This is a genomic window from Streptomyces colwelliae (assembly GCF_048158785.1).
Lineage (GTDB): Bacteria > Actinomycetota > Actinomycetes > Streptomycetales > Streptomycetaceae > Streptomyces.
In genome coordinates this window covers 24,024-42,177 of sequence record NZ_JBLTJC010000049.1, presented here as the reverse complement: position 1 = coordinate 42,177, position 18,154 = coordinate 24,024, and the positions used below count along the sequence as shown (strand labels likewise).

Sequence of the window (18,154 nt, the reverse complement as noted above, 5' to 3'; positions counted from 1 at the left end):
GGCCTACCCGGCCCCGCCCGCGCCCGCCTGGGGCGCCCCGCACGGCGGCGGTCACGGCGGTGGCCACTACGGCGGTCACGGCGGCCACCACCGCCACAAGAGCTTCGGTCACATGCTGTTCTCCAGCTGACCGGCACACGGAGAAGCCCCCGGACGCGGTGAGCGCCGGGGGCTTCGGTGTGTGGACGATACTGGGATTGAACCAGTGACCTCTTCCGTGTCAGGGAAGCGCTCTCCCGCTGAGCTAATCGTCCTCGGGACCACGATCCGAAGATCATGGGTAGATCATGAGTGCTACTGCGTGCGCGATACTGGGATTGAACCAGTGACCTCTTCCGTGTCAGGGAAGCGCTCTCCCGCTGAGCTAATCGCGCGGGGGTCCTTGCGGACCAGTGGACGATACTGGGATTGAACCAGTGACCTCTTCCGTGTCAGGGAAGCGCTCTCCCGCTGAGCTAATCGTCCTTGGAGGTGGAGACGGGATTTGAACCCGTGTAGACGGCTTTGCAGGCCGTTGCCTCGCCTCTCGGCCACTCCACCAGGAGTGCGGGGGGTCGGGAAGATCCCCCACTTTCCTGCGAGCGGACGACCAGGTTCGAACTGGCGACCTCAACCTTGGCAAGGTTGCGCTCTACCAACTGAGCTACGTCCGCTTGTCGTTTCCACTCCGCTTGCGCGGCGCGGCGACGAGTTGAACTCTAGCGGATTCCGGGGCCAGCACAAAAACGCGTTTGTGCAGCGTGCTGGCCTGCGACTACGGGAACACATGGTCAGGTCACCCGCGGGGACATGGCCGGGCAACCTGTGAGACACCCGCCATAGACTCGACGGCGTGTCCCGCCTCGCCCCTCTCGTCCGTTTCGGCGGCCGTGTCGCCACCGGTCTCCTCGATGTCACCAGCGATCCCGCGGCCCTGGACTCCCACGGCTTCTGGGCGGTCGCGGCCGACTTCGAGGGCCGTCTGACCTGCGCGCGCTTCCGCGACGTACGACACGAACCGGTCCCGGCACCCGTCCCCGGCGCCTGGCACGGCCCCGCGGCCGACGCCTGGACGACCTCCCTCGACCGCGCCGCCTACACCGCCGGCGTCCGCCGCATCAGGGAGCACATCGCGGCCGGCGAGGTCTACCAGGCCAACCTGTGCCGCGTCCTGTCGGCGCCCGTCGCCCCCGACGCGGACGTCGACGCCCTCACCGCCCTGCTCGCGCGCGGCAACCCGGCGCCGTACGCAGGAACGATCCGGCTGCCAGGCCACGGCACGGAGATAGCCACTGCCTCTCCCGAACTCTTCCTGCGCCGCACCGGCCGCGTCGTCGAGTCGGGCCCGATCAAGGGCACCGGGCGGACGGAGGCGGACCTGCTGGAGAAGGACTACGCCGAGAACGTGATGATCGTGGACCTGGTCCGCAACGACCTCGGCCGCGTGTGCGCCACGGGGACCGTGACCGTGCCGGACCTGTGCGTCGTGGAGAAGCATCCGGGCCTGGTCCACCTCGTGTCGACGATACGAGGTGAGCTGCCCGCCGCTGCCGGCTGGCCGGAGCTGCTGGCCGCCGCTTTTCCGCCCGGGAGTGTCACCGGGGCGCCCAAGTCCAGTGCCCTGCGCATCATCGACACTCTGGAGACCGCGCCCCGGGGCCCGTACTGCGGGGGCATCGGCTGGGTCGACGCGGACCGGGGGACCGGCGAACTGGCCGTCGGCATCCGCACCTTCTGGATCGACCGCGCCGACGGCAGGCTGCGTTTCGGCACCGGTGCGGGCATCACCTGGGGCTCGGACCCCGAGGGGGAGTGGCGGGAGACCGAGCTGAAGGCGTCACGGCTGCTCGCGATAGCGTCGGGCGCGTACGAGGTGAGCGGAGGGGCTCTTTCATGAAGATCTGGCTCGACGGAGGGCTCCAGGACATCGAGTCCGCCCGCGTCTCCGTCTTCGACCACGGACTGACCGTGGGCGACGGCATTTTCGAGACGGTGAAGGCGACCGACGGCAGGACGTTCGCGCTGACCCGCCATCTCGATCGGCTGACCCGCTCCGCGCGCGGCCTCGGACTGCCCGACCCGGACCTGGACGAGGTCCGCCGAGGCTGCGCGGCCGTCATCGAGGCCAACCCGCTGCCGTTCGGCAGGCTCCGCATCACGTACACCGGTGGCCACGGCCCGCTCGGCTCCGACCGCGGCGAGCACGGCCCGACACTCGTGATCGCCCTCGGCGAGGCGAACCGCCGCCCCGATTCCACGGCCGCCGTCACGGTCCCCTGGACCCGCAACGAGCGCGGCGCCCTCGCGGGCCTGAAGACGACTTCGTACGCCGAGAACGTCGTCGCCCTCGCCCGCGCCCACCAACACGGCGCCTCCGAGGCCCTGTTCGCCAACACGGTCGGTCAACTCTGCGAAGGCACAGGGTCGAACGTCTTCGTCGTCCTGGACGGCGAGATCCACACCCCGCCGGTCACCTCCGGCTGTCTCGCCGGCATCACCCGCGCCCTGACCGTCGAATGGACCGGCGCCAAGGAGACCGACCTGCCGCTGGACGTCCTGGAGCGCGCCGACGAGGTCTTCCTGACGTCATCGCTGCGGGACGTGCAGGCCGTGCACCTGGTCGACGAGCGTCAACTCCCGGGCGTGGCAGGGCCGGTGACGGCCAAGGCCATGCGGGTGTTCGACGAGCGGTCGGGCGACGACCTTGATCCATAAAAGCCTCATTTAATGGGCTGACCTGGTGCTCCGGGTCGGGTAGAACACAGGTGATGACCACGACCCTGCGGCCGACCGAGCCGCTTCAGCGCGAGGCCGACGGGACGCGTTCACGCCGCTACCAGGTGTGTGTGAACAGCCGTCCCGCCGGCGCGATACACCTCGGCACGAGTCCGCTCTTCGGCGACTCGGTGGCCCAGATCCTGGACCTGCGCATCGAGGAACAGGACCGCCGACGCGGCCGTGGCACCGTGGCCGCGCTCGCCGCCGAGGAAGTGGTGCGGGGTTGGGGCTGCGAGCGGATCGAGGCATCCGTGCCCGCGGAAGCGGAGGCCGCGCTCAAGGTGGCGACCGCTCTCGGCTACGTCGTCCGCAACCGCCACATGGAGAAGCCCCTCGGCGACACCGCGCCCGAACTGCCCACGGGGAGCCGGGCGCGGCCCATGACGCGGGAGGAGTTCGGCCCCTGGCTCGAGCTCGGCACGGAGGACTTCATCAAGGACTGGACCGAGCGCGGTGTGCCCGAGGCCGAGGCCCGGACCAAGGCACTGGAGGGCAACGCCACCCTGCTGCCCGACGGAATGGCCACCGCGGGGATGCTCTTCAGCGTCCTGGAGCACGAGGGGACCAGGGTGGGCACGCTCTGGGCGGGCCCGCGTGAGGGCAAGGCCTTCGTCTACGACGTCGAGTCCGACGCAAGCCATCGGGGCAAGGGCCACGGCCGCACCCTGATGCTCCTGGCCGAGGCGCAGGGGATCGCGGCCGGTATGCCGGACATCCGCTTGAACGTCTTCGCGGGAAACACCCCCGCCGAGCGCCTCTACGAGTCACTCGGCTACGAGACGGTCACCTACCACCTGTACAAGAGCCTGCTCTGAGACGTGCCTCGGGGCTCACTCGCCCTCGGCGAGCAACCTGTCGGCGATCTCCTCGATGCGGGCGCGGAGCCCTTCCTGGCTCTTGCCGCCGTCGAGAAGCTCGCCGCCGATGACGTACGTCGGGGTGCCGGTCACGCCGATGGCCTTGCCCTCGGCCTGGTCGGCGTCGACGATCAGGATGTGCCGGCCGTCGATCAGGGCGGTGTCGAACTCCTCGGCGTCCAGACCGAGTTCACCGGCCACCTCGACCAGGAGGGGTTCTCCCTTACGGTTCAGGTCCTTGCCCCGGCCGAGCACGGCTTCGATGTAGTCCCAGCCCCGCCCCTGTTCCACGGCCTCCTCGGCGGCCTGCGCGGCGGCGAACGCGTGCTTGTTCTTCTCCAGCGGGAAGTGGCGGAACCGCACCTCCAGCCGGTCGCCGTAGCGGGCCCGCAGGGCGCGTACATCGTCCAGGGCGGTGGCGCAGTCCGGGCACTGGAGCTCGCACCAGACGTCGAGGACGGGGGTGCGCACGGAGGGGAGGTCACTCATGGGACCAGTCTCCCAGCCCCGGCTCCACCGCCCCAACCGGGACCACGGGCCGCGTCCGTACGACGCCGACCGGCACCTGGGGAGGATGCGACCCGGAGATGTCCCTGATGTCCGACCGGGGCATGGCCTCCCGGGGACCGGACGGTGCAGGATGGAAGGGACGAAGTGCACGCCCGGGCTGAACCTGCCCGATCGAAGCCTGCCCGACCGATCTGCCTGGAGGACCGGATGATTGCCGAGACCGTCTGTTCCGCCGTCTCCGCGGCCGGCCTGGGCATCGCGGCGGTCACGGCGTACCGCAAGCGTTTTCTCTCCGCCGCCCGTATCGCCGCGTATTCGCTGGTGCCGGTCGGGCTGGTGATGACCGGGGTCGTCGGCTGGGTGGCCGACACCGCGTTCAGTCCTACGGCCTGGGCGGGTTTCGTGGTGCTGGGTGGTGCATGGCTGCTCTTCATGGGCACCCGCGCGGTGGAGCGCCGCCGTGGCGGCACCCGCAAGGAGCGCAGGGCGGCCCGTGGCTCCACGCAGGCCGACGCGGTGGCCCCGGCGGCCTCCGCCCCCTCCCTGGGCCCGTCCACTCGCCCCGCGACCCGGCCGGCGGCCGCGCCCCGCGCGCAGAGCGGGGACGATTTCAGCGACATCGAGGCCATCCTGAAGAAGCACGGCATATGACGGCCGGACCGGACCGGGACTGAAACGACACAGAGTGAGCCAGGTCCGCCGGGAAGCGTTCAGGAGTCGTCTCGACTCGAAACAGACATCACGGAATTCGGCGAACTCCCTCTCATAACGGGCGTGTTGATCGCGCCAGGGGTCTCCGCTGCGTCATCATCGCGGCGAGATGCTGGACACGACACAGAGCGACGCCGCGCCGCCGAAGGACGAGCCGCGCGGGTGCCTTTTCGCCCTTTCCCAGCCACCGCTGATGATCTTCCTAGCGGTGATCGGGTGTCTGCTGCTCATGGCCTCGCTGCACGACCTGCTGATGCTGTGAGCCGTACTCGTGGTCCCCGACGTCACCCGCCGGGGGCCACGAACTCATCGATTCCTTACAGCCGGGCTGTGCAGGGCTGTGCCGGGCGTCAGCCCGCCGCTTCCTTGCGCCGCGCCCGGTACGCGGCCACGTGCAGCCTGTTCCCGCAGGTCCGGCTGTCGCAGTACCTGCGGGAGCGGTTCCGGGAGAGGTCGACGAAGGCGCGTCGGCAGTCCGGGGCCTCACAGCGGCGCAGCCGCTCCTCCTCGCCGGCCACCACGAAGAACGCGAGCGCCATCCCGCAGTCGGCGGCGAGATGGTCGGCCACCGAGGCGCCCGGCGCGAAGTAGTGCACATGCCAGTCGTAGCCGTCGTGGTCCGTGAGCCGGGGTGTGGTGCCCGCGGCGGCGACCAGGTCGTTGATCAGCCCGGCGGCGGTCCGGGGGTCCGGGGCCGAGAAGACCGCGGTGAACCGGCCGCGGATCTTGCGCACGGTGGAGAGGTCGAACTCCGACAGCACCCCGACATCGCTGATCTCGTGGTTTCGTACGAAATCCGCGAGCAGCGCGACATCCTGAAGTCCGTCCGCCGCCGCGGCGTCCTCCGGCGCGGTGTTCACCAGATCGACCACGGTGTCGAGGGCACACCGGGTGTCGTGGGTGATCAGCACGTTTCGCTCCCTGGCCTGGGGGTCGGGCGGGCGCCCGCCGATGCTGGCCGATGGTAGTGGCTTCCCGGAGGACGGCCCCCTGTCTCTGAGAACGGGACGGCGTCCCGCGCGGTTCCCCGCATCACGGAGAGTCGCGCGACCGGGCTCCACGCGCACCGGCGCCGCCCCCGCGACGAATCGCGGCGACGGCGCCGGTGTATGCCCTATGCGGTTGTCTGTGCCCGAGCCGTCTCCCCGAGTTCGGACGGCGCCGGGCGGCTTGGTGGGACCTCGCGCTAGCTCTCCGCCAGGATGTGCGACAGCTCCTGATCCAGGTCGAAGTGCCGGTGCTCCGTGCCAGGTGGCACGGCGGCGTCCGTCCGCTTCAGGAAGGACTCCAGGGCCCGTGCGGGAGCCTCCAGCAGGGCTTCGCCCTCGGGAGAGCTCAGTGCGATGCAGACGACGCCCTGACCGTGACTACGGGATGGCCAGACTCGGACGTCGCCGGTACCGGTGGGCCGGTGGAGACCCTCGGCGAGAAGGTCGCGGGCGAACACCCACTCGACGGTCTCCTCGGCTCCGGTGTGGAAGGTGGCGTGCACGGCGTAGGGGTCGGCCGTGTCGTACCGCAGGCCTGCGGGGACAGGCAGGGATGACTCGCTCGACACAACGAGGCGCAGGTGCAGCTCGCAGCTGACCGTGGTGTTCATAAGCGCCAGGGCCTTTCGCTCAGTGTGCGCTCGGGGATTCGCACGTCGGCGAAATCGACATGCCACCTACGGTGCCGTTGTAAACCCCTCTGAGTGTTTTGCGTGCCTTTACGTAACTCTTCCGGCCGAGAGCTCGATCGCTCCGCGGGGCCATTCCGGTGACTGGTTTCCCTCGGGTAGGGTTTGTCCGTATGAATACGGGGAGTGACGAGCCGGGTGAGGTTGCCGTGGCACCTGACGGGGCGGCCGACGAGACGCGGGCGGACGAGGCGCAGGCCGGGCAAGGGCTCGGTTCCAAGGCGCCGGAATTCATCAAAGCGCGCCGTGCGCTGCATGTGAGCTGGCAGGTCGGCGTCTTCGTCATCGGCCTCGCGGTCGTGGCCGCCGGCATCGTCATGCTGCCGCTTCCGGGACCCGGCTGGGTCGTGATCTTCGGCGGCATGGCGATCTGGGCGACCGAGTTCGTCTGGGCCCAGCTCGTGCTCCGCTGGACGAAACGCAAGGTCACCGAGGCGGCACAGCGTGCGCTCGACCCCGAGGTGCGCCGCCGCAACATCGTCCTGACCTCGATCGGCCTGGTGATCGTCGTCGCCCTTGTCGGCATCTATGTCTGGAAGTTCGGCGTCGTGATGCCCTGGAAGATCAAGGACCAGTGACCCGCTGACGGCCTCCGGGTGCCTTTCGCGCTGGTCGGGGGCACCCGCTGACATGGGGTAATGTTCTCCGTGCGCCCGGGCGATTAGCTCAGTGGGAGAGCGCTTCGTTCACACCGAAGAGGTCACTGGTTCGAACCCAGTATCGCCCACCCGGACCGACGGCCCGCCTGTGATCACACAGGCGGGCCGTCGTCGTTCGCTCGTCGGCGGCGTGGAGTCAACTCCTCACCGCCCAGGCGTTTTTCGGCCGCTCGGCGCCCGGGTGCGGCAGGCCGCTTCCTGTTCGGCCGACCGGTCACGCGCGCCTCACCTGCGGTGTCCGTCCCGTCGGTCCGGCAGCGCGCCCGGCGGCGCCGTCGTAGCGCTCAGCCGGTTCACAAGAAAATCCTGTCCGAATCATTGACGCACCCCGAGGGCCTCCGTACCTTGTGCCAGCAAGCGCTTACTTGAAACGATTCATGCAGGTGGCAACGACGCTACGGGGAGGGCCCATCATGGGAACCCGCACGAATGTTGAGAGGCGTACGGTCCTGAAGGCCGCCGGGGTCTCGGCGGCGACGCTGGGGTTGGCCGCGGCGGGATGCGGCGGGAACGACGGGACGTCCGCGGACGGGACGGTGACGATCCGTTACTCGTGGTGGGGTGCCGAGGAGCGGGCGAAAAAGATCAATCAGTCCATCGCGCTCTTCGAGAAGAAGTATCCGAAGATCAAGGTGAAGACGGACTTTCAGGACTATCCCTCTTTCTGGGAGAAGTTCCAGACGCAGGCCGCGGGCGGAAATCCGCCGGACGTATTCCAGAACGCTGTCGGATTTCTTCGGAAGTACGACAAGAGAGGCGTCCTGCTCGATCTCAGTTCACAGATCGACGCGGGGAATCTGAGCCTGGATCACTTTCGCGCGGGCGTCGTGAAGGTCGGTCAGGTCGACGGCAAGCAGCTCGGTGTTCCGGTCGGTTCGAACACCATGGCGCTGGTCATCGACAAGAAGGTCTACGAGAAGGCGGGCATCGACCCCACGGCGGGCTGGACCTGGGACGAGTACTTCAAGGCCCTCAAGACGATCCACGACAAGACCGAAGTGCCCGGAGACACGGGCTACTTCAGCATCATGTACCTGTACGACCTCTACCTCCGGCAGAACGGCAAGGCGTTCTTCACCAAGGACGGGCTCGGTTTCCAGGAGTCGGATCTGACGGAGTGGTGGACGGACGGGTACGGCCGGGTGAAGGCAGGCATCGTCACCTCCCCGAAGGTCGTCGCCCAGGACACCCCCAAGTCCTCGCTCTCGGCCGGTCACGGTGCCTCGGAATTCACCTGGGACAACTTCACCGTCCGCTACACGGCGGAGGGGACCAGCGACTACGGCCTCGCGCCGATCCCCACCACCGACGGCAAGGACACCGGCCAGTACCTCGCGTCCCTGATGCTCAGCGGCTCCGCGCGCACCAAGCACCCGAAGGAAGTCGCCCAGTTCATCAACTTCATGGTCCACGACCCTGCCGTCGGCAAGATCATGGGCTACGACCGGGGCATCCTGGCGACCACCGACCAGTACGACGCGTTCAAGCCGACCGACGTGGTCCAGAAGGAGATCGCCCAGTACGAGGTGGACACCGCCAAGGCCGGTGTCCTCGGGGTGATCACCCCGCACCCGTCCGGCGCCGACACCGCCGAATCCGCCTTCCTCCGCATCGGCGGGGACATGGCACTGGGCAAGACCAAGGTCGCCGACGCGGTGAAGCAGTTCTTCTCCGAGGCGCAGGCCGCCTTCTCCGCCTGATGGGAACCGCCGTGACGCTCGTCAAGGACGCTCCGCCCGACGCCCGGAAGGTCCGTTCCGCAGCCCCCGCCGACCGGAAACGGCGGGGGCGCCGCGAGAACCTCGCCGGCTACCTCTTCATGTCCCCGTGGATCGCCGGTTTCCTGCTGCTGACCGCCGGCCCCATGGTCGCCTCGCTCTACTTCGCGTTCACCGACTACAACCTCTTCGACAGCCCGAAGTGGATCGGCTTCGACAACTTCACCCGGATGTTCGACGACCCCCGGTGGCAGAAGTCGGTCGAGGTGACGGCGAAATACGTCGTCATCGGCACCCCGCTGAAACTGCTCCTCGCTCTCGGCGTCGCCATGCTGCTCGCCCAGAGCCGTCGCGGCCAGGCTCTCTACCGGGCCGCCTTCTATGCCCCCTCGCTCATCGGCGCGAGCGTCTCGATCGGCTTCGTCTGGCGGACGCTCTTCTCCGACGGCGCCGTGGTGGACCGTACGCAGTCCCTCTTCGGCTCCCATGTCGGCGGCTGGGTCGGTGACCCCGACTGGATCCTCTACTCCCTGGTTGCGCTCACCGTCTGGCAGTTCGGCGCGCCGATGGTCATCTTCCTCGCCGGGCTCAAGCAGGTACCGAGGGAGCTGTACGAAGCCGCCGCGATGGACGGGGCCGGGCCCTTCCGCCGGTTCTGGAACATCACGCTGCCGATGATCTCCCCGGTGCTGTTCTTCAACGTGCTGCTTGAGACCATCCACTCCTTCCAGATCTTCGGCTCCGCGTACGTCGTCTCCAACTCCCAGTGCGGACCGGCCGACGCCACCCTCGTCTACACCTGCTACCTCTACCAACAGGGCTTCAAGAACGCCCAGATGGGCTTCGCGTCGGCGATGGCCTGGATGCTGCTGCTCGCCGTGGCGCTCGTGACCGCTGTCCTCTTCTGGTCGCAGAAGAAATGGGTGCACTACGAGGAGGACGCCCGATGAGTCACTCGATGAGGCGCCCGATGAGTGTCACCACCGCCACGAAGTCCCCGGGGCTGGGCCGCAGGCGCACCGGCTCGCTCGTCTGGCACGTCGGGGCGCTGGCCGTCCTCGCCGTCGTCCTGTACCCGGTCGTCTGGGTCATCGGCGCCTCGTTCAAGCCGAGCAAGGACGTCATCAACAGCCTGCAACTGTTCCCCGGGCACCCGATCCTCGCCAACTTCAAGGGCCTGGCCAAGGGCATCGCCGACATCTCGATCTGGACCTTCTTCCAGAACTCCCTCTTCTACGCCCTCGGTTCGGTCGTCGGCATCCTCATCTCCTGCTCCCTGACGGCCTACGCCTTCGCCCGCATCCGGTTCGCCGGCCGCAACCTGCTCTTCTCCCTCATGATCGGCACGCTCCTGCTGCCGTACCACGTGCTGTTGATCCCGCAGTACGTGATGTTCCAGAAGCTCCAACTGGTCAACACCTACGTCCCGTTGCTGATCGGCAAGTACCTGGCGACCGAGGCCTTCTTCGTCTTCCTCATGGTGCAGTTCATGCGCAACCTGCCGAAGGAACTGGACGAGGCCGCCCGGCTCGACGGCTGCGGGCACCTGCGCATCTACTGGTCGATCGTGCTGCCGCTGTGCCGGCCCGCGCTCATCACCAGCGCGATCTTCACCTTCATCAACGCCTGGAACGATTTCATGGGCCCGCTGATCTACCTCAATGAACCCGGCAAGTACACCGTCTCCCTGGGCCTGATGATGTTCCGCGACTCCGACGGCGTGGCCGCGAACTACGGCGGCATGATCGCCATGTCCCTCGTCGCGCTGCTGCCAGTACTGCTGTTCTTCCTCGCCTTCCAGCGGTACCTGATCGACGGTATGGCGACCTCCGGACTGAAGGGCTGAGACGGTGGCCGAAGCACGCGTGAAGGTACGCAGAGAGTCGGTCTTCGCCGAGCGGTTCGGGGTCTTCGCCGAATGTCTGCTCACCGGGGTGTGGATCGCCGTCGCGTCGGCGGGAGTTGTCACGTACCCCGCCGCATTCGCCGCCGGGGCACGGCACTTGAGGCGCCGTACGAGTCATGTGGGCGGTGGCTGGCGGGAGTTCGTCGCGGACTTCCGGGTGGCGGTGCGCGGTGGGTGGGTCGTCGGGGTTGCCGGTTGGGGCGCGGCGGCCGCCGTATGGGTGGACGTCCAGGCCGTGCGGGCCGGGCTGCCCGGTGGGCAACTCGTGGGCGCCGTCGGGGTGTTCGCGCTGCTCGGGACCGTCGTCGCCGGGATGCGGGCGGCGGCGGTCTGGGCGCCGGGGGACACCTGGCGGGCGCTGCTCGCGGAGGCCGGTCGCCGTACGGTGCTCGACCCCGCCGGTTCGTTCCTGCTCGTCGGCGGGCTGGTCCTGGTCGGCTGTTCCGCCCTGCTCATCGCACCGTTGGCGGTCCCCGTGCTGGGGGCCGTGGCCGCGGCGGCCGTCGCCGTGGAGGAGCGGTACCGGCACCGCTGACGGACGGGCGGTGCCTTGCACGAGGTCGGTGCTTTCGGAGCGCCGTACCTCTATCTGTCATGCCCCTGACCAGACGGACTTGAAGAAAGCCTCCCGCACGGAAAGGAAACAGGTCATGTCTCCCATTCCCCGCAGGTCCCTGCTCAAGGCGGCCGCCGTCGCCGGAGCTGCCGCGCAGTTCAGCTGGGCGCTGGGCGCGAAGGACGCCCAGGCCGCGCCGAGAGCCGCGGCGGCCGACGACGATCCGGTGACCCTCGACTGGCTGGAGGACGGCGGTCTCGGTGCCGCACCCGGTTCGACGGTCGGGGTGCCGTGGCCGATGGGCACCTACCAGGAGGACCAGACCTTCGCGCTGACGGACGCCGAGGGCACAGCGGTGCCCGTGCAGTCCTGGCCGATCGCCTACTGGCCCGACGGCTCCCTCAAGTGGACGGCCCACGCGGTGAGTTCGGGCTCCGGCAAACTCACCCTCACCGCCGGGGACACGGCCGCCCCCGAAAAGAAGGTCACCGTCGACCGGAGCGGCGGCACCATCGACGTGTCGACCGGGGTCATCACCGCGAAGATCGGTAAGAGCGGCTCCACGATCGTCAAGTCGGTCACCCGGGGCTCCACGGAGATTGCGAAGAACGGCCGTCTCGTTCTCATCCGCCAGCCCGAGATCGAGGACGAGGATCAGGGTGCGGTGAAGGCCGAGCGCTTCGACGGAGTGATCGGCGAGGTCACCGTCGAGCAGGACGGCCCGGTCCGCGCCGTCGTCCGCATCGACGGCAAACACCGCAAGGGCGGCCGGAGTTGGCTGCCGTTCTCGATCCGCCTCTACTTCTACGCGGGCGCCGACTCCTTCCGCATGGTGCACACGATCACCTTCGACGGCACGGTGGAACCGGGCAAGGCGAGCGGCGACTTCATCCGCGGGCTCGGCATCCGCTTCACCGTGCCGATGCGGGACGCGGCCTACGACCGCCACATCCGCATCGGCGGCGAAGGAACCGGCCTGCTGCGCGAGGCAGTTCAGGGCATCACCGGCCTGCGCCGCGACCCGGGCGCGACCGTCCAGGCGGCCCAGTACGCGGGCCAGAAGCTGGCCGACCCTTCGACCTGGGACCAGCGCGTCACAAGCCGCCTCCAGTACATCCCCAAGTGGGGCGACTACACCCTCTCCCAGCTCTCCGCCGACGGCTTCACCCTCCGCAAGCGCACCACGAAGGGCTACGGCTGGATCCCCGCCGGCGGTGGCGGACACGCTTCCGGATTCGGGTACGTCGGCGGGGCGAGCGGCGGATTCTCCTTCGGGCTGCGGGACTTCTGGGAGAAGTTCCCCGCGCAGCTCGACATCCGTGACGCCCACACCGACGAGGCCGAGGTCACCCTCTGGCTCTGGTCGCCCGAGGCCCAGCCGATGGACCTGCGCTTCTACCACGACGGCATGGGCCAGGACACGTACGCCGAACAGCTCCAGGGCCTCGAAATCACCTACGAGGACTACGAACCCGAGTTCGGCACCCCGTACGGCATCGCCCGCACCTCCGAACTCCTCTTCTGGGCCAACGAGTCGACGCCTTCAGCGGAATCTCTGGCCCAACAGGTGGAAGCCGTAAGGGTGTTGCCCCAACTCGCCGCCCCGCCGGCGCAGTTGATCAAATCCAAGGTCTTCGGCCCCGGCCTCTACTCCGAACCCGACCGCTCCACCACCGCCAAGGCGAAGATCGAGGATCACCTCGACTTCCTCTTCACCTACTACAAGGGCCAGGTGGCGCAACGCCGTTGGTACGGCTTCTGGGACTACGGCGACTTCATGCACTCCTACGACACCGTGCGCCACCAGTGGCGGTACGACATCGGCGGCTACGCCTGGGACAACTCCGAGCTGTCGCCGGACATCTGGCTCTGGTTCGCGTACATCCGCTCGGGCCGCTCGGACATCTTCCGCTTCGCCGAGGCACTCACCCGGCACACCGGCGAGGTCGACGTCTACCACCTCGGCCAATGGGCCGGCCTGGGCACCCGGCACGGCGTCCAGCACTACGCCGACAGTGCCAAGCAGCAGCGCATCGCCAACACTACCTACCGGCGCTACTACTACTTCCTCACCGCCGACGAACGCGTCGGCGACCTCATGGCGGCGAACGTCGACTCCGACGAGACCTTCCTCGTCCTCGACCCCATCCGCAAGATCCGCACCACGCCGTACACCCCCGACCGGCACGCCCTGTCGATCGGATTCGGCACGGACTGGAGCGGGTTGGTGTCGGCGTGGCTCACCGAGTGGGAACGCAGGGGGCCGAAGTGGGAGAAGGCCAAGGCGCGCGTCCTGTCGACCATGGAGACAATCGCCGCCCAGCCCAACGGATTTGTGCAGGGGAGCGGGCTGTACGACCTCGACACCGGCAAGTTCGCCGTCGCTTCCGCGCCCGTGGTCTCCGTGTCGCACCTCTCGGCCGTCTTCGGCCTCAACGAGCTGTGCGCGGAGCTGATCCACCTCGTCGACATGCCCAAGTTCAAGGAGGTGTACATGGATTACTGCCGCTACTTCAACGCCTCCAAGACGGAACAGGCGGCACGCTACGGCTCCAACTTCGGCACCCTGCTGCTCTTCCAGGGCCATTCACGCCTCGACGCCTACGCCGCCGTACAACTTGACGACGCGACACTCGCCAAGCGGGCGTGGACGAAGTTCTACAGTTCCGACGGCTACATGGAGTCGTCCCCGTGGAAGACCGAGCCGCTGACCGGTCCGGTGACGCTCGTCCCGGGCAGCGAGGCCGCGTGGGTGTCCTCGAACGACACCGCGCTGTACGGCCTCGCCGCCATCGAGAACCTGGCGCTGCTCGGCGACAAGATGCCCTAGAGCAGGTCTAGTTCATCTTGCCCAGGACCTCCCGCACCCGCCGGGCGTCCCGGATCCGCTGCTCGTACGTCGCGCCGAGTGCGAGCAGCAGGACTCCGGCGAGGGCGGGCGGCGCCCAGCGGGGCAGCGCGCCGACGGCCTGGGCGAGGTACGGGGCGAGTTCGTGCAGCGTGTCCAGGACGAGGGTGGCGCCGCCGAGGAGGAGCGGTGCCTGGAGGCGGTGCCGCGCGCCGATCAGTGTGACCAGCAGTGCGGCCGTGCCCAGCAGCAGCGGGCGCGTCCAGTGCGTGTCGGTCCAGGCCGCGAGGAGGCTCGGCGCGAGCGTGGCGGCGAGCCCGGGGCCGTACGCCGTCCAGGACGAGGCGCTCGGCTCGCGGCGCCTGCGCAACGCGCCCAGCAGCAGCGCCGGGACGGTCACCGCCAGCGTGTACGCCTCGGGGCTGTCGACGTCCCACGCGGACAGCCGTACCCAGGTGGCGAGGACGAAGAGGGCGGCGGCCGCGTAGCCGGCGCTCCTGCGCTCGGGCCGTAGCGCAGTGCCCGCCGCGATCACCCCGCACAGGGACAACACCAGGGCCAGCATGGGGAGTTCGGCGCCCGCGAGGGCGATCGCCAGCACGCTCGCGACGGCGCCCGAGACCTCGACCACCACCGTCGTGACCGGATCGGCGAGGCGTGCGGCGAGCAGCGCGGCCGTCACCGGTACGGCGAGCACCAGCAACGCGGTGTGCTGCGGCTGCCAGTCGAGGGCCGCACCCACCGCGCAGGCCAGGGCAGTCGCGTACCCCAGGGAGAAGCCCGCGGAGATCGGCGCGAGGCGCCCGCACCAGGCCGCACCCGCCAACAGGGCGGTCAGCGAGGCGAGTACGGCGAGCGTGGCCGGTTCGGAGGCCAGCGAGAGAGCGGCGAGGCTGAGGGAGGTGAACAGGGCGAGGACCGTCGCGGTGGCGTGCGCGCGGGAGAGCAGGGCCACGACGATCAGTCCCTGCATCAACAGGCCCACGCCGTACGGCAGTTGCAACGCGGCCGGGACGACCATCGCCGTCACCCAGGCCAGGGTCAGTGCCGCGGCCAGGGCTCGTGGCCGCCACGCGGCGCTGCGCACCGCGAGGGCCAGCACCGCGGCGATCGCGACGAGCACCAGGGGAGCCGTGGCCTCGTGCGCCGGCCACGGGATGTCCACCGCCGCCGCGGCACGCGCGTCGTCCGGCGCGCCGGACCAGATGCGGGACACCCACGCGGCCGGGCCGAACAGGGTGGTGACCACGACCGGCAGCGTCCACAGCAGCGCGATCCCCTGTACGGCGACGGAGGCACCCCCGAGACCGCGGCGCACCGGCTCGGGCAGCGAGCCCCGCACGAGCGCCAACAGGCCGATTCCGCACGCCAGATAACCCAGAACCGCCCACTCGTAGGGCAGCGGAACACGCAGCACGCCACCGAGCGCGGCGACCACGAGCAGGCCGCCCGTCGTGGCCGCACCCGTCCGCAGCCCCGGGCCCGGGACGAGCCACGCGGCGGCGAACACGCCCGCCGCGGCGAGCACCAGGAGCGCCGTCGCACGAGCGGCGGCGCCCGGACCGGACGCGGTCAAGGAGATGAGACCGGCCGCCGACACCCCCAGGCCGCCCAGGCCGAACGCACCACCGACGGCGACGAAACGCACGGCCTTCGGCGAGACCCGGAGCGCGACCACCATGTCGATCACAGCGGTCACCAGCATCGCCGCCGTGACCATGTGCTCACCTCCACCGGCCGCGATCACCCAGAGGATCAAGGGGAGTTGAGCGATGACGAGTGCCGAGGGAAGCGGGAGGAGAAGGGTGCGCGCGGTGACCGGTTCCCCGCGAGTGACGGCCGGGCTCGGGAGCGCCGCCATTCCGATGCCGTACGCCGCCCACAGCGCGGCCAGCAGGGTCGTCGCCGCTGCCGCGAACGTCGCGCCGTCCCCGTCCGGGAAGGCGACCTCGTGCAGCGCGTAGGTGTCCAGCACCGTCAGGACCAGGCCGAGGCCCGCGAGCGACTCGGCCGTGGAGCGCAGGCCCCGGCGCAGCAGCGCGACGGGCGCGCCGAGCGTCGCCACGGTCACCGTGCCGAGCACGAGTGCCCGGCCCGCGATCCCCATGCTCCCCCAACTGACCAGCGTGAACGCGATCGCGGCGAGGGTGAGGAGCGCGGCGCCGAGCAGGAGCAGCACGTTCTGCACGCTCGGCGCGGAGGCCTCCGCCCGGGGCAGTGCCGCGGGCGGCGGCGTCACGGGCGCGGGCCGGACCGGCTGGAGCACGGTCAGCAGCCAGGCGCGCCGGTGCAGCAACTGCGCGCGGCGGGCGTCCAGTTGGTGCAGCTCGGCGTCGAGGATCCGCAACTCGACGGCCGGAGGCGGGATGTGGGTCATGTCTCGGAGTGTGCTGGCCGTCACGCCGTACGACATGAGCGCACGTACTCAAAACGTACTCAGGTAGCGGGAGACGGCCTCCCGGCCGGGCAGACTCCCGCCATGGACTGGACCCATTACCGCTTCCGCGCCCGGTGGTCCCTGCCCGCGCCGCCCGCCGTCGTGTACCCGGTCCTGGAGCGGGCCGAGGACTATCCCCGCTGGTGGCCGCAGGTGCGCGAGGTCGGCCGGATCGACGACACGGCCGGCGTCATCCGCATCCGCGCGAGCCTGCCGTACGTCCTGACCTTCACCGCGCGCGAAGTGCGGCGCGATCCGGATGCCGGGGTGCTGGAGATCGCGATGACCGGCGATCTGGTGGGGTGGGCGCGGTGGACGCTCGCGGCCGACGGCTCCGGCACGCTCGCCCGCTACGACCAGGAGGTCGACCTGAACCGGCCGTCGCTCAGGCGGTTCGCCGTACCCGGGCGGCCGGTGTTCCGCCTCAACCACGCGCTGATGATGCGGGCCGGACGGCGCGGGCTCCTCGCGCACCTGGCGGCGGTCTGACGGAAGCGGTTTGAAGGAAACCGGCGGGGGCCTGTATTGTTCGGTGCGTTCCCGGGCGATTAGCTCAGTGGGAGAGCGCTTCGTTCACACCGAAGAGGTCACTGGTTCGAACCCAGTATCGCCCACCGGGAAAGGCCGGTCCGCAGCAGCGGACCGGCTTTTTGTTGTGCCTGTGCGGCTGTTGTGCCTGTGCGGTTATGCGGCCTCCGCCGTCAGGTCCGGGCGCAGTGGCCACGACTGGTCCACCGGTTCCGGGGTGCCGCTGCGGGCGAACCACGCCTGGAGACCGCGTGCTTGGGCCGCGTGCCACGTCGACTGCAGGGTGTGCAGCTCGGCGGGGGACAGGCGTTCCAGACGGGTCGCGAAGCGGCGGCCCAGGGCGCGTACGACCTCCAGTGAGGCCAGTGCGTCCGCGCCCGCGTCGTGCGCGCCCTCCAACTCGACGCCGTAGTGCGCGCACAGGTCGGTGAGGGTGCGGCGGCCCTTGCGGTAGCGGTCCAGGTGTTTGTCCAGGACCCGGGGGTCCAGGACCCGCAGCGCCGTCGACTCGAACCAGTGGTCCAGCGAGCACGCGCGGTGGCGGCGCAGCTCGCGGTCCAGGAGGGTCAGGTCGAACGGTGCGTTCATGACCACCAACGGGCGTCCCATCGCGGCCTGTTCGGCCAGCTCGTCGGCTATCTCGTGCATCACCGGCGCGGGCCAGCGGCCGTTGCGCTGAAGATGCTCATCCGTCAGTCCATGGATCGCCGTCGCCCCGGCGGGCACCGGCACCCCCGGGTTCACCAGCCACCGGGTCACCCGGGGACGGGTGCCGGGGGCGTCCTGGACGACGACGGCGGCCGACACGATCCGGTCGGCCTCCACATCCACGCCCGTGGTCTCCGTGTCGAACGCGGCCAACGGGCCCTCGTACCAGCACGTCATACGTACACAACTCCTCGTTCACCCACGGCAGCTGACGTTCCGTCTTCTGCCTGTTTGGTGATACCCGGGCTGTTTGCGCCGTACGCCGGAAGGAGACAACAGGA

At 69.5% G+C, this 18,154-nt stretch carries 17 protein-coding genes, 7 tRNA genes and 1 pseudogene; 15 read left to right on the top strand and 10 right to left on the bottom strand.

Annotated elements, in window-relative coordinates; translation table 11 throughout:
- Positions 1 to 130 (top strand): annotated as a pseudogene (locus ACNFOC_RS13295) (zf-TFIIB domain-containing protein); the annotation flags it as partial.
- A gap of 52 nt (positions 131 to 182) precedes the next feature.
- Here the strand turns inward: ACNFOC_RS13295 and ACNFOC_RS13290 are convergent.
- The 5 genes from ACNFOC_RS13290 to ACNFOC_RS13270 form a co-directional block, all read right to left on the bottom strand.
- A tRNA-Val gene (locus ACNFOC_RS13290) sits at positions 183 to 254 on the bottom strand.
- A 48-nt stretch (positions 255 to 302) separates the two neighbouring features.
- Positions 303 to 374 (bottom strand) — tRNA-Val (locus tag ACNFOC_RS13285).
- A 19-nt stretch (positions 375 to 393) separates the two neighbouring features.
- Positions 394 to 465, bottom strand: a tRNA-Val gene (locus ACNFOC_RS13280).
- Between the two features lies 1 nt (position 466).
- Positions 467 to 540, bottom strand: a tRNA-Cys gene (locus ACNFOC_RS13275).
- Between the two features lie 40 nt (positions 541 to 580).
- Positions 581 to 653, bottom strand: a tRNA-Gly gene (locus ACNFOC_RS13270).
- Positions 654 to 832: 179 nt separating this feature from the next.
- On the opposite strand from ACNFOC_RS13270, the gene ACNFOC_RS13265 reads away from it, so the two are divergent.
- Genes ACNFOC_RS13265 through ACNFOC_RS13255 form a run of 3 tightly spaced genes read left to right on the top strand, consistent with a single transcriptional unit; the run spans position 833 to position 3,572 of the window.
- A complete protein-coding gene (locus tag ACNFOC_RS13265) occupies positions 833 to 1,876 on the top strand; it encodes a chorismate-binding protein (RefSeq protein WP_416959316.1) in 1,044 nt (347 codons plus the stop codon).
- Positions 1,873 to 2,694 carry an aminotransferase class IV gene (locus ACNFOC_RS13260; RefSeq protein ID WP_416959315.1) on the top strand — a complete coding sequence of 274 codons (822 nt, stop codon included), beginning with the start codon at positions 1,873 to 1,875 and terminating at the stop codon, positions 2,692 to 2,694. The genes ACNFOC_RS13265 and ACNFOC_RS13260 overlap by 4 nt, the downstream gene beginning before the upstream one ends.
- Before the next feature lie 53 nt (positions 2,695 to 2,747).
- Positions 2,748 to 3,572, top strand: a complete 825-nt coding sequence (locus tag ACNFOC_RS13255; RefSeq protein WP_416959314.1) for a GNAT family N-acetyltransferase — start codon at positions 2,748 to 2,750, stop codon at positions 3,570 to 3,572.
- A 15-nt stretch (positions 3,573 to 3,587) separates the two neighbouring features.
- Here the strand turns inward: ACNFOC_RS13255 and ACNFOC_RS13250 are convergent, their stop codons facing one another.
- Entirely contained in the window at positions 3,588 to 4,103 is a 516-nt protein-coding gene (locus ACNFOC_RS13250; RefSeq protein ID WP_416959313.1) for a DsbA family protein, read from the bottom strand.
- Between the two features lie 228 nt (positions 4,104 to 4,331).
- Between ACNFOC_RS13250 and ACNFOC_RS13245 the strand changes: the two genes are divergently transcribed.
- On the top strand, positions 4,332 to 4,775 hold the full coding sequence (locus ACNFOC_RS13245) for a hypothetical protein (protein WP_416959312.1): 444 nt from the start codon (positions 4,332 to 4,334) through the stop codon (positions 4,773 to 4,775).
- A gap of 169 nt (positions 4,776 to 4,944) precedes the next feature.
- Entirely contained in the window at positions 4,945 to 5,097 is a 153-nt protein-coding gene (locus tag ACNFOC_RS13240) for a hypothetical protein (protein WP_019059824.1), read from the top strand.
- An 88-nt stretch (positions 5,098 to 5,185) separates the two neighbouring features.
- Here ACNFOC_RS13240 and ACNFOC_RS13235 read toward each other — a convergent pair whose 3' ends face one another.
- The gene (locus ACNFOC_RS13235) at positions 5,186 to 5,746 is read right to left on the bottom strand and encodes a CGNR zinc finger domain-containing protein (RefSeq protein ID WP_416959311.1); all 561 of its coding nucleotides are present in this window, start codon (positions 5,744 to 5,746) and stop codon (positions 5,186 to 5,188) included.
- Positions 5,747 to 6,021: 275 nt separating this feature from the next.
- Positions 6,022 to 6,435: an SsgA family sporulation/cell division regulator gene (locus ACNFOC_RS13230; RefSeq protein ID WP_004002642.1), complete on the bottom strand. Its 414-nt coding sequence runs from the start codon at positions 6,433 to 6,435 to the stop codon at positions 6,022 to 6,024.
- Between the two features lie 191 nt (positions 6,436 to 6,626).
- Here ACNFOC_RS13230 and ACNFOC_RS13225 point away from each other — a divergent pair, with 191 nt between their 5' ends.
- From ACNFOC_RS13225 to ACNFOC_RS13195, 7 genes are all read left to right on the top strand, one after another.
- Positions 6,627 to 7,091, top strand: coding sequence for a TIGR02611 family protein (locus tag ACNFOC_RS13225; protein ID WP_416959310.1), 465 nt, complete (start codon positions 6,627 to 6,629; stop codon positions 7,089 to 7,091).
- 77 nt (positions 7,092 to 7,168) lie between these two features.
- Positions 7,169 to 7,240: transfer RNA gene (locus tag ACNFOC_RS13220), tRNA-Val, on the top strand.
- Between the two features lie 345 nt (positions 7,241 to 7,585).
- On the top strand, positions 7,586 to 8,872 hold the full coding sequence (locus tag ACNFOC_RS13215; protein WP_416959309.1) for an ABC transporter substrate-binding protein: 1,287 nt from the start codon (positions 7,586 to 7,588) through the stop codon (positions 8,870 to 8,872).
- A complete protein-coding gene (locus ACNFOC_RS13210) occupies positions 8,872 to 9,840 on the top strand; it encodes a carbohydrate ABC transporter permease (RefSeq protein ID WP_416959308.1) in 969 nt (322 codons plus the stop codon). The genes ACNFOC_RS13215 and ACNFOC_RS13210 overlap by 1 nt, the downstream gene beginning before the upstream one ends.
- A gap of 20 nt (positions 9,841 to 9,860) precedes the next feature.
- Entirely contained in the window at positions 9,861 to 10,736 is an 876-nt protein-coding gene (locus tag ACNFOC_RS13205; RefSeq protein ID WP_360076768.1) for a carbohydrate ABC transporter permease, read from the top strand.
- Between the two features lie 4 nt (positions 10,737 to 10,740).
- Entirely contained in the window at positions 10,741 to 11,331 is a 591-nt protein-coding gene (locus tag ACNFOC_RS13200; protein WP_416959307.1) for a hypothetical protein, read from the top strand.
- A 115-nt stretch (positions 11,332 to 11,446) separates the two neighbouring features.
- On the top strand, positions 11,447 to 14,182 hold the full coding sequence (locus tag ACNFOC_RS13195; RefSeq protein WP_416959306.1) for an exo-rhamnogalacturonan lyase family protein: 2,736 nt from the start codon (positions 11,447 to 11,449) through the stop codon (positions 14,180 to 14,182).
- 7 nt (positions 14,183 to 14,189) lie between these two features.
- On the opposite strand, the gene ACNFOC_RS13190 is transcribed toward ACNFOC_RS13195, so the two are convergent.
- The gene (locus ACNFOC_RS13190; protein ID WP_416959305.1) at positions 14,190 to 16,613 is read right to left on the bottom strand and encodes an SCO7613 C-terminal domain-containing membrane protein; all 2,424 of its coding nucleotides are present in this window, start codon (positions 16,611 to 16,613) and stop codon (positions 14,190 to 14,192) included.
- 66 nt (positions 16,614 to 16,679) lie between these two features.
- Here ACNFOC_RS13190 and ACNFOC_RS13185 point away from each other — a divergent pair, with 66 nt between their 5' ends.
- Together ACNFOC_RS13185 and ACNFOC_RS13180 are read left to right on the top strand one after the other, a co-directional pair.
- A complete protein-coding gene (locus ACNFOC_RS13185; RefSeq protein ID WP_416959304.1) occupies positions 16,680 to 17,126 on the top strand; it encodes an SRPBCC family protein in 447 nt (148 codons plus the stop codon).
- Positions 17,127 to 17,179: 53 nt separating this feature from the next.
- Positions 17,180 to 17,251, top strand: a tRNA-Val gene (locus tag ACNFOC_RS13180).
- 70 nt (positions 17,252 to 17,321) lie between these two features.
- On the opposite strand, the gene ACNFOC_RS13175 is transcribed toward ACNFOC_RS13180, so the two are convergent.
- Positions 17,322 to 18,050 carry a 3'-5' exonuclease gene (locus ACNFOC_RS13175; RefSeq protein WP_416959303.1) on the bottom strand — a complete coding sequence of 243 codons (729 nt, stop codon included), beginning with the start codon at positions 18,048 to 18,050 and terminating at the stop codon, positions 17,322 to 17,324.
- Positions 18,051 to 18,154 lie beyond the last annotated feature (104 nt).

Excerpts from the sequence above, each read along its gene's own strand:
- ACNFOC_RS13250 (WP_416959313.1), bottom strand. The coding sequence starts at position 4,103 with ATGAGTGACCTCCCCTCCGTGCGCACCCCCGTCCTCGACGTCTGGTGC.
- ACNFOC_RS13260 (WP_416959315.1), top strand. The coding sequence starts at position 1,873 with ATGAAGATCTGGCTCGACGGAGGGCTCCAGGACATCGAGTCCGCCCGC.
- ACNFOC_RS13230 (WP_004002642.1), bottom strand. The coding sequence starts at position 6,435 with ATGAACACCACGGTCAGCTGCGAGCTGCACCTGCGCCTCGTTGTGTCG.
- ACNFOC_RS13215 (WP_416959309.1), top strand. The coding sequence starts at position 7,586 with ATGGGAACCCGCACGAATGTTGAGAGGCGTACGGTCCTGAAGGCCGCC.
- ACNFOC_RS13190 (WP_416959305.1), bottom strand. The coding sequence starts at position 16,613 with ATGTCGTACGGCGTGACGGCCAGCACACTCCGAGACATGACCCACATC.
- ACNFOC_RS13185 (WP_416959304.1), top strand. The coding sequence starts at position 16,680 with ATGGACTGGACCCATTACCGCTTCCGCGCCCGGTGGTCCCTGCCCGCG.
- ACNFOC_RS13205 (WP_360076768.1), top strand. The coding sequence starts at position 9,861 with ATGAGTGTCACCACCGCCACGAAGTCCCCGGGGCTGGGCCGCAGGCGC.
- ACNFOC_RS13195 (WP_416959306.1), top strand. The coding sequence starts at position 11,447 with ATGTCTCCCATTCCCCGCAGGTCCCTGCTCAAGGCGGCCGCCGTCGCC.
- ACNFOC_RS13225 (WP_416959310.1), top strand. The coding sequence starts at position 6,627 with ATGAATACGGGGAGTGACGAGCCGGGTGAGGTTGCCGTGGCACCTGAC.
- ACNFOC_RS13210 (WP_416959308.1), top strand. The coding sequence starts at position 8,872 with ATGGGAACCGCCGTGACGCTCGTCAAGGACGCTCCGCCCGACGCCCGG.
- ACNFOC_RS13240 (WP_019059824.1), top strand. The coding sequence starts at position 4,945 with ATGCTGGACACGACACAGAGCGACGCCGCGCCGCCGAAGGACGAGCCG.
- ACNFOC_RS13245 (WP_416959312.1), top strand. The coding sequence starts at position 4,332 with ATGATTGCCGAGACCGTCTGTTCCGCCGTCTCCGCGGCCGGCCTGGGC.
- ACNFOC_RS13255 (WP_416959314.1), top strand. The coding sequence starts at position 2,748 with ATGACCACGACCCTGCGGCCGACCGAGCCGCTTCAGCGCGAGGCCGAC.
- ACNFOC_RS13175 (WP_416959303.1), bottom strand. The coding sequence starts at position 18,050 with ATGACGTGCTGGTACGAGGGCCCGTTGGCCGCGTTCGACACGGAGACC.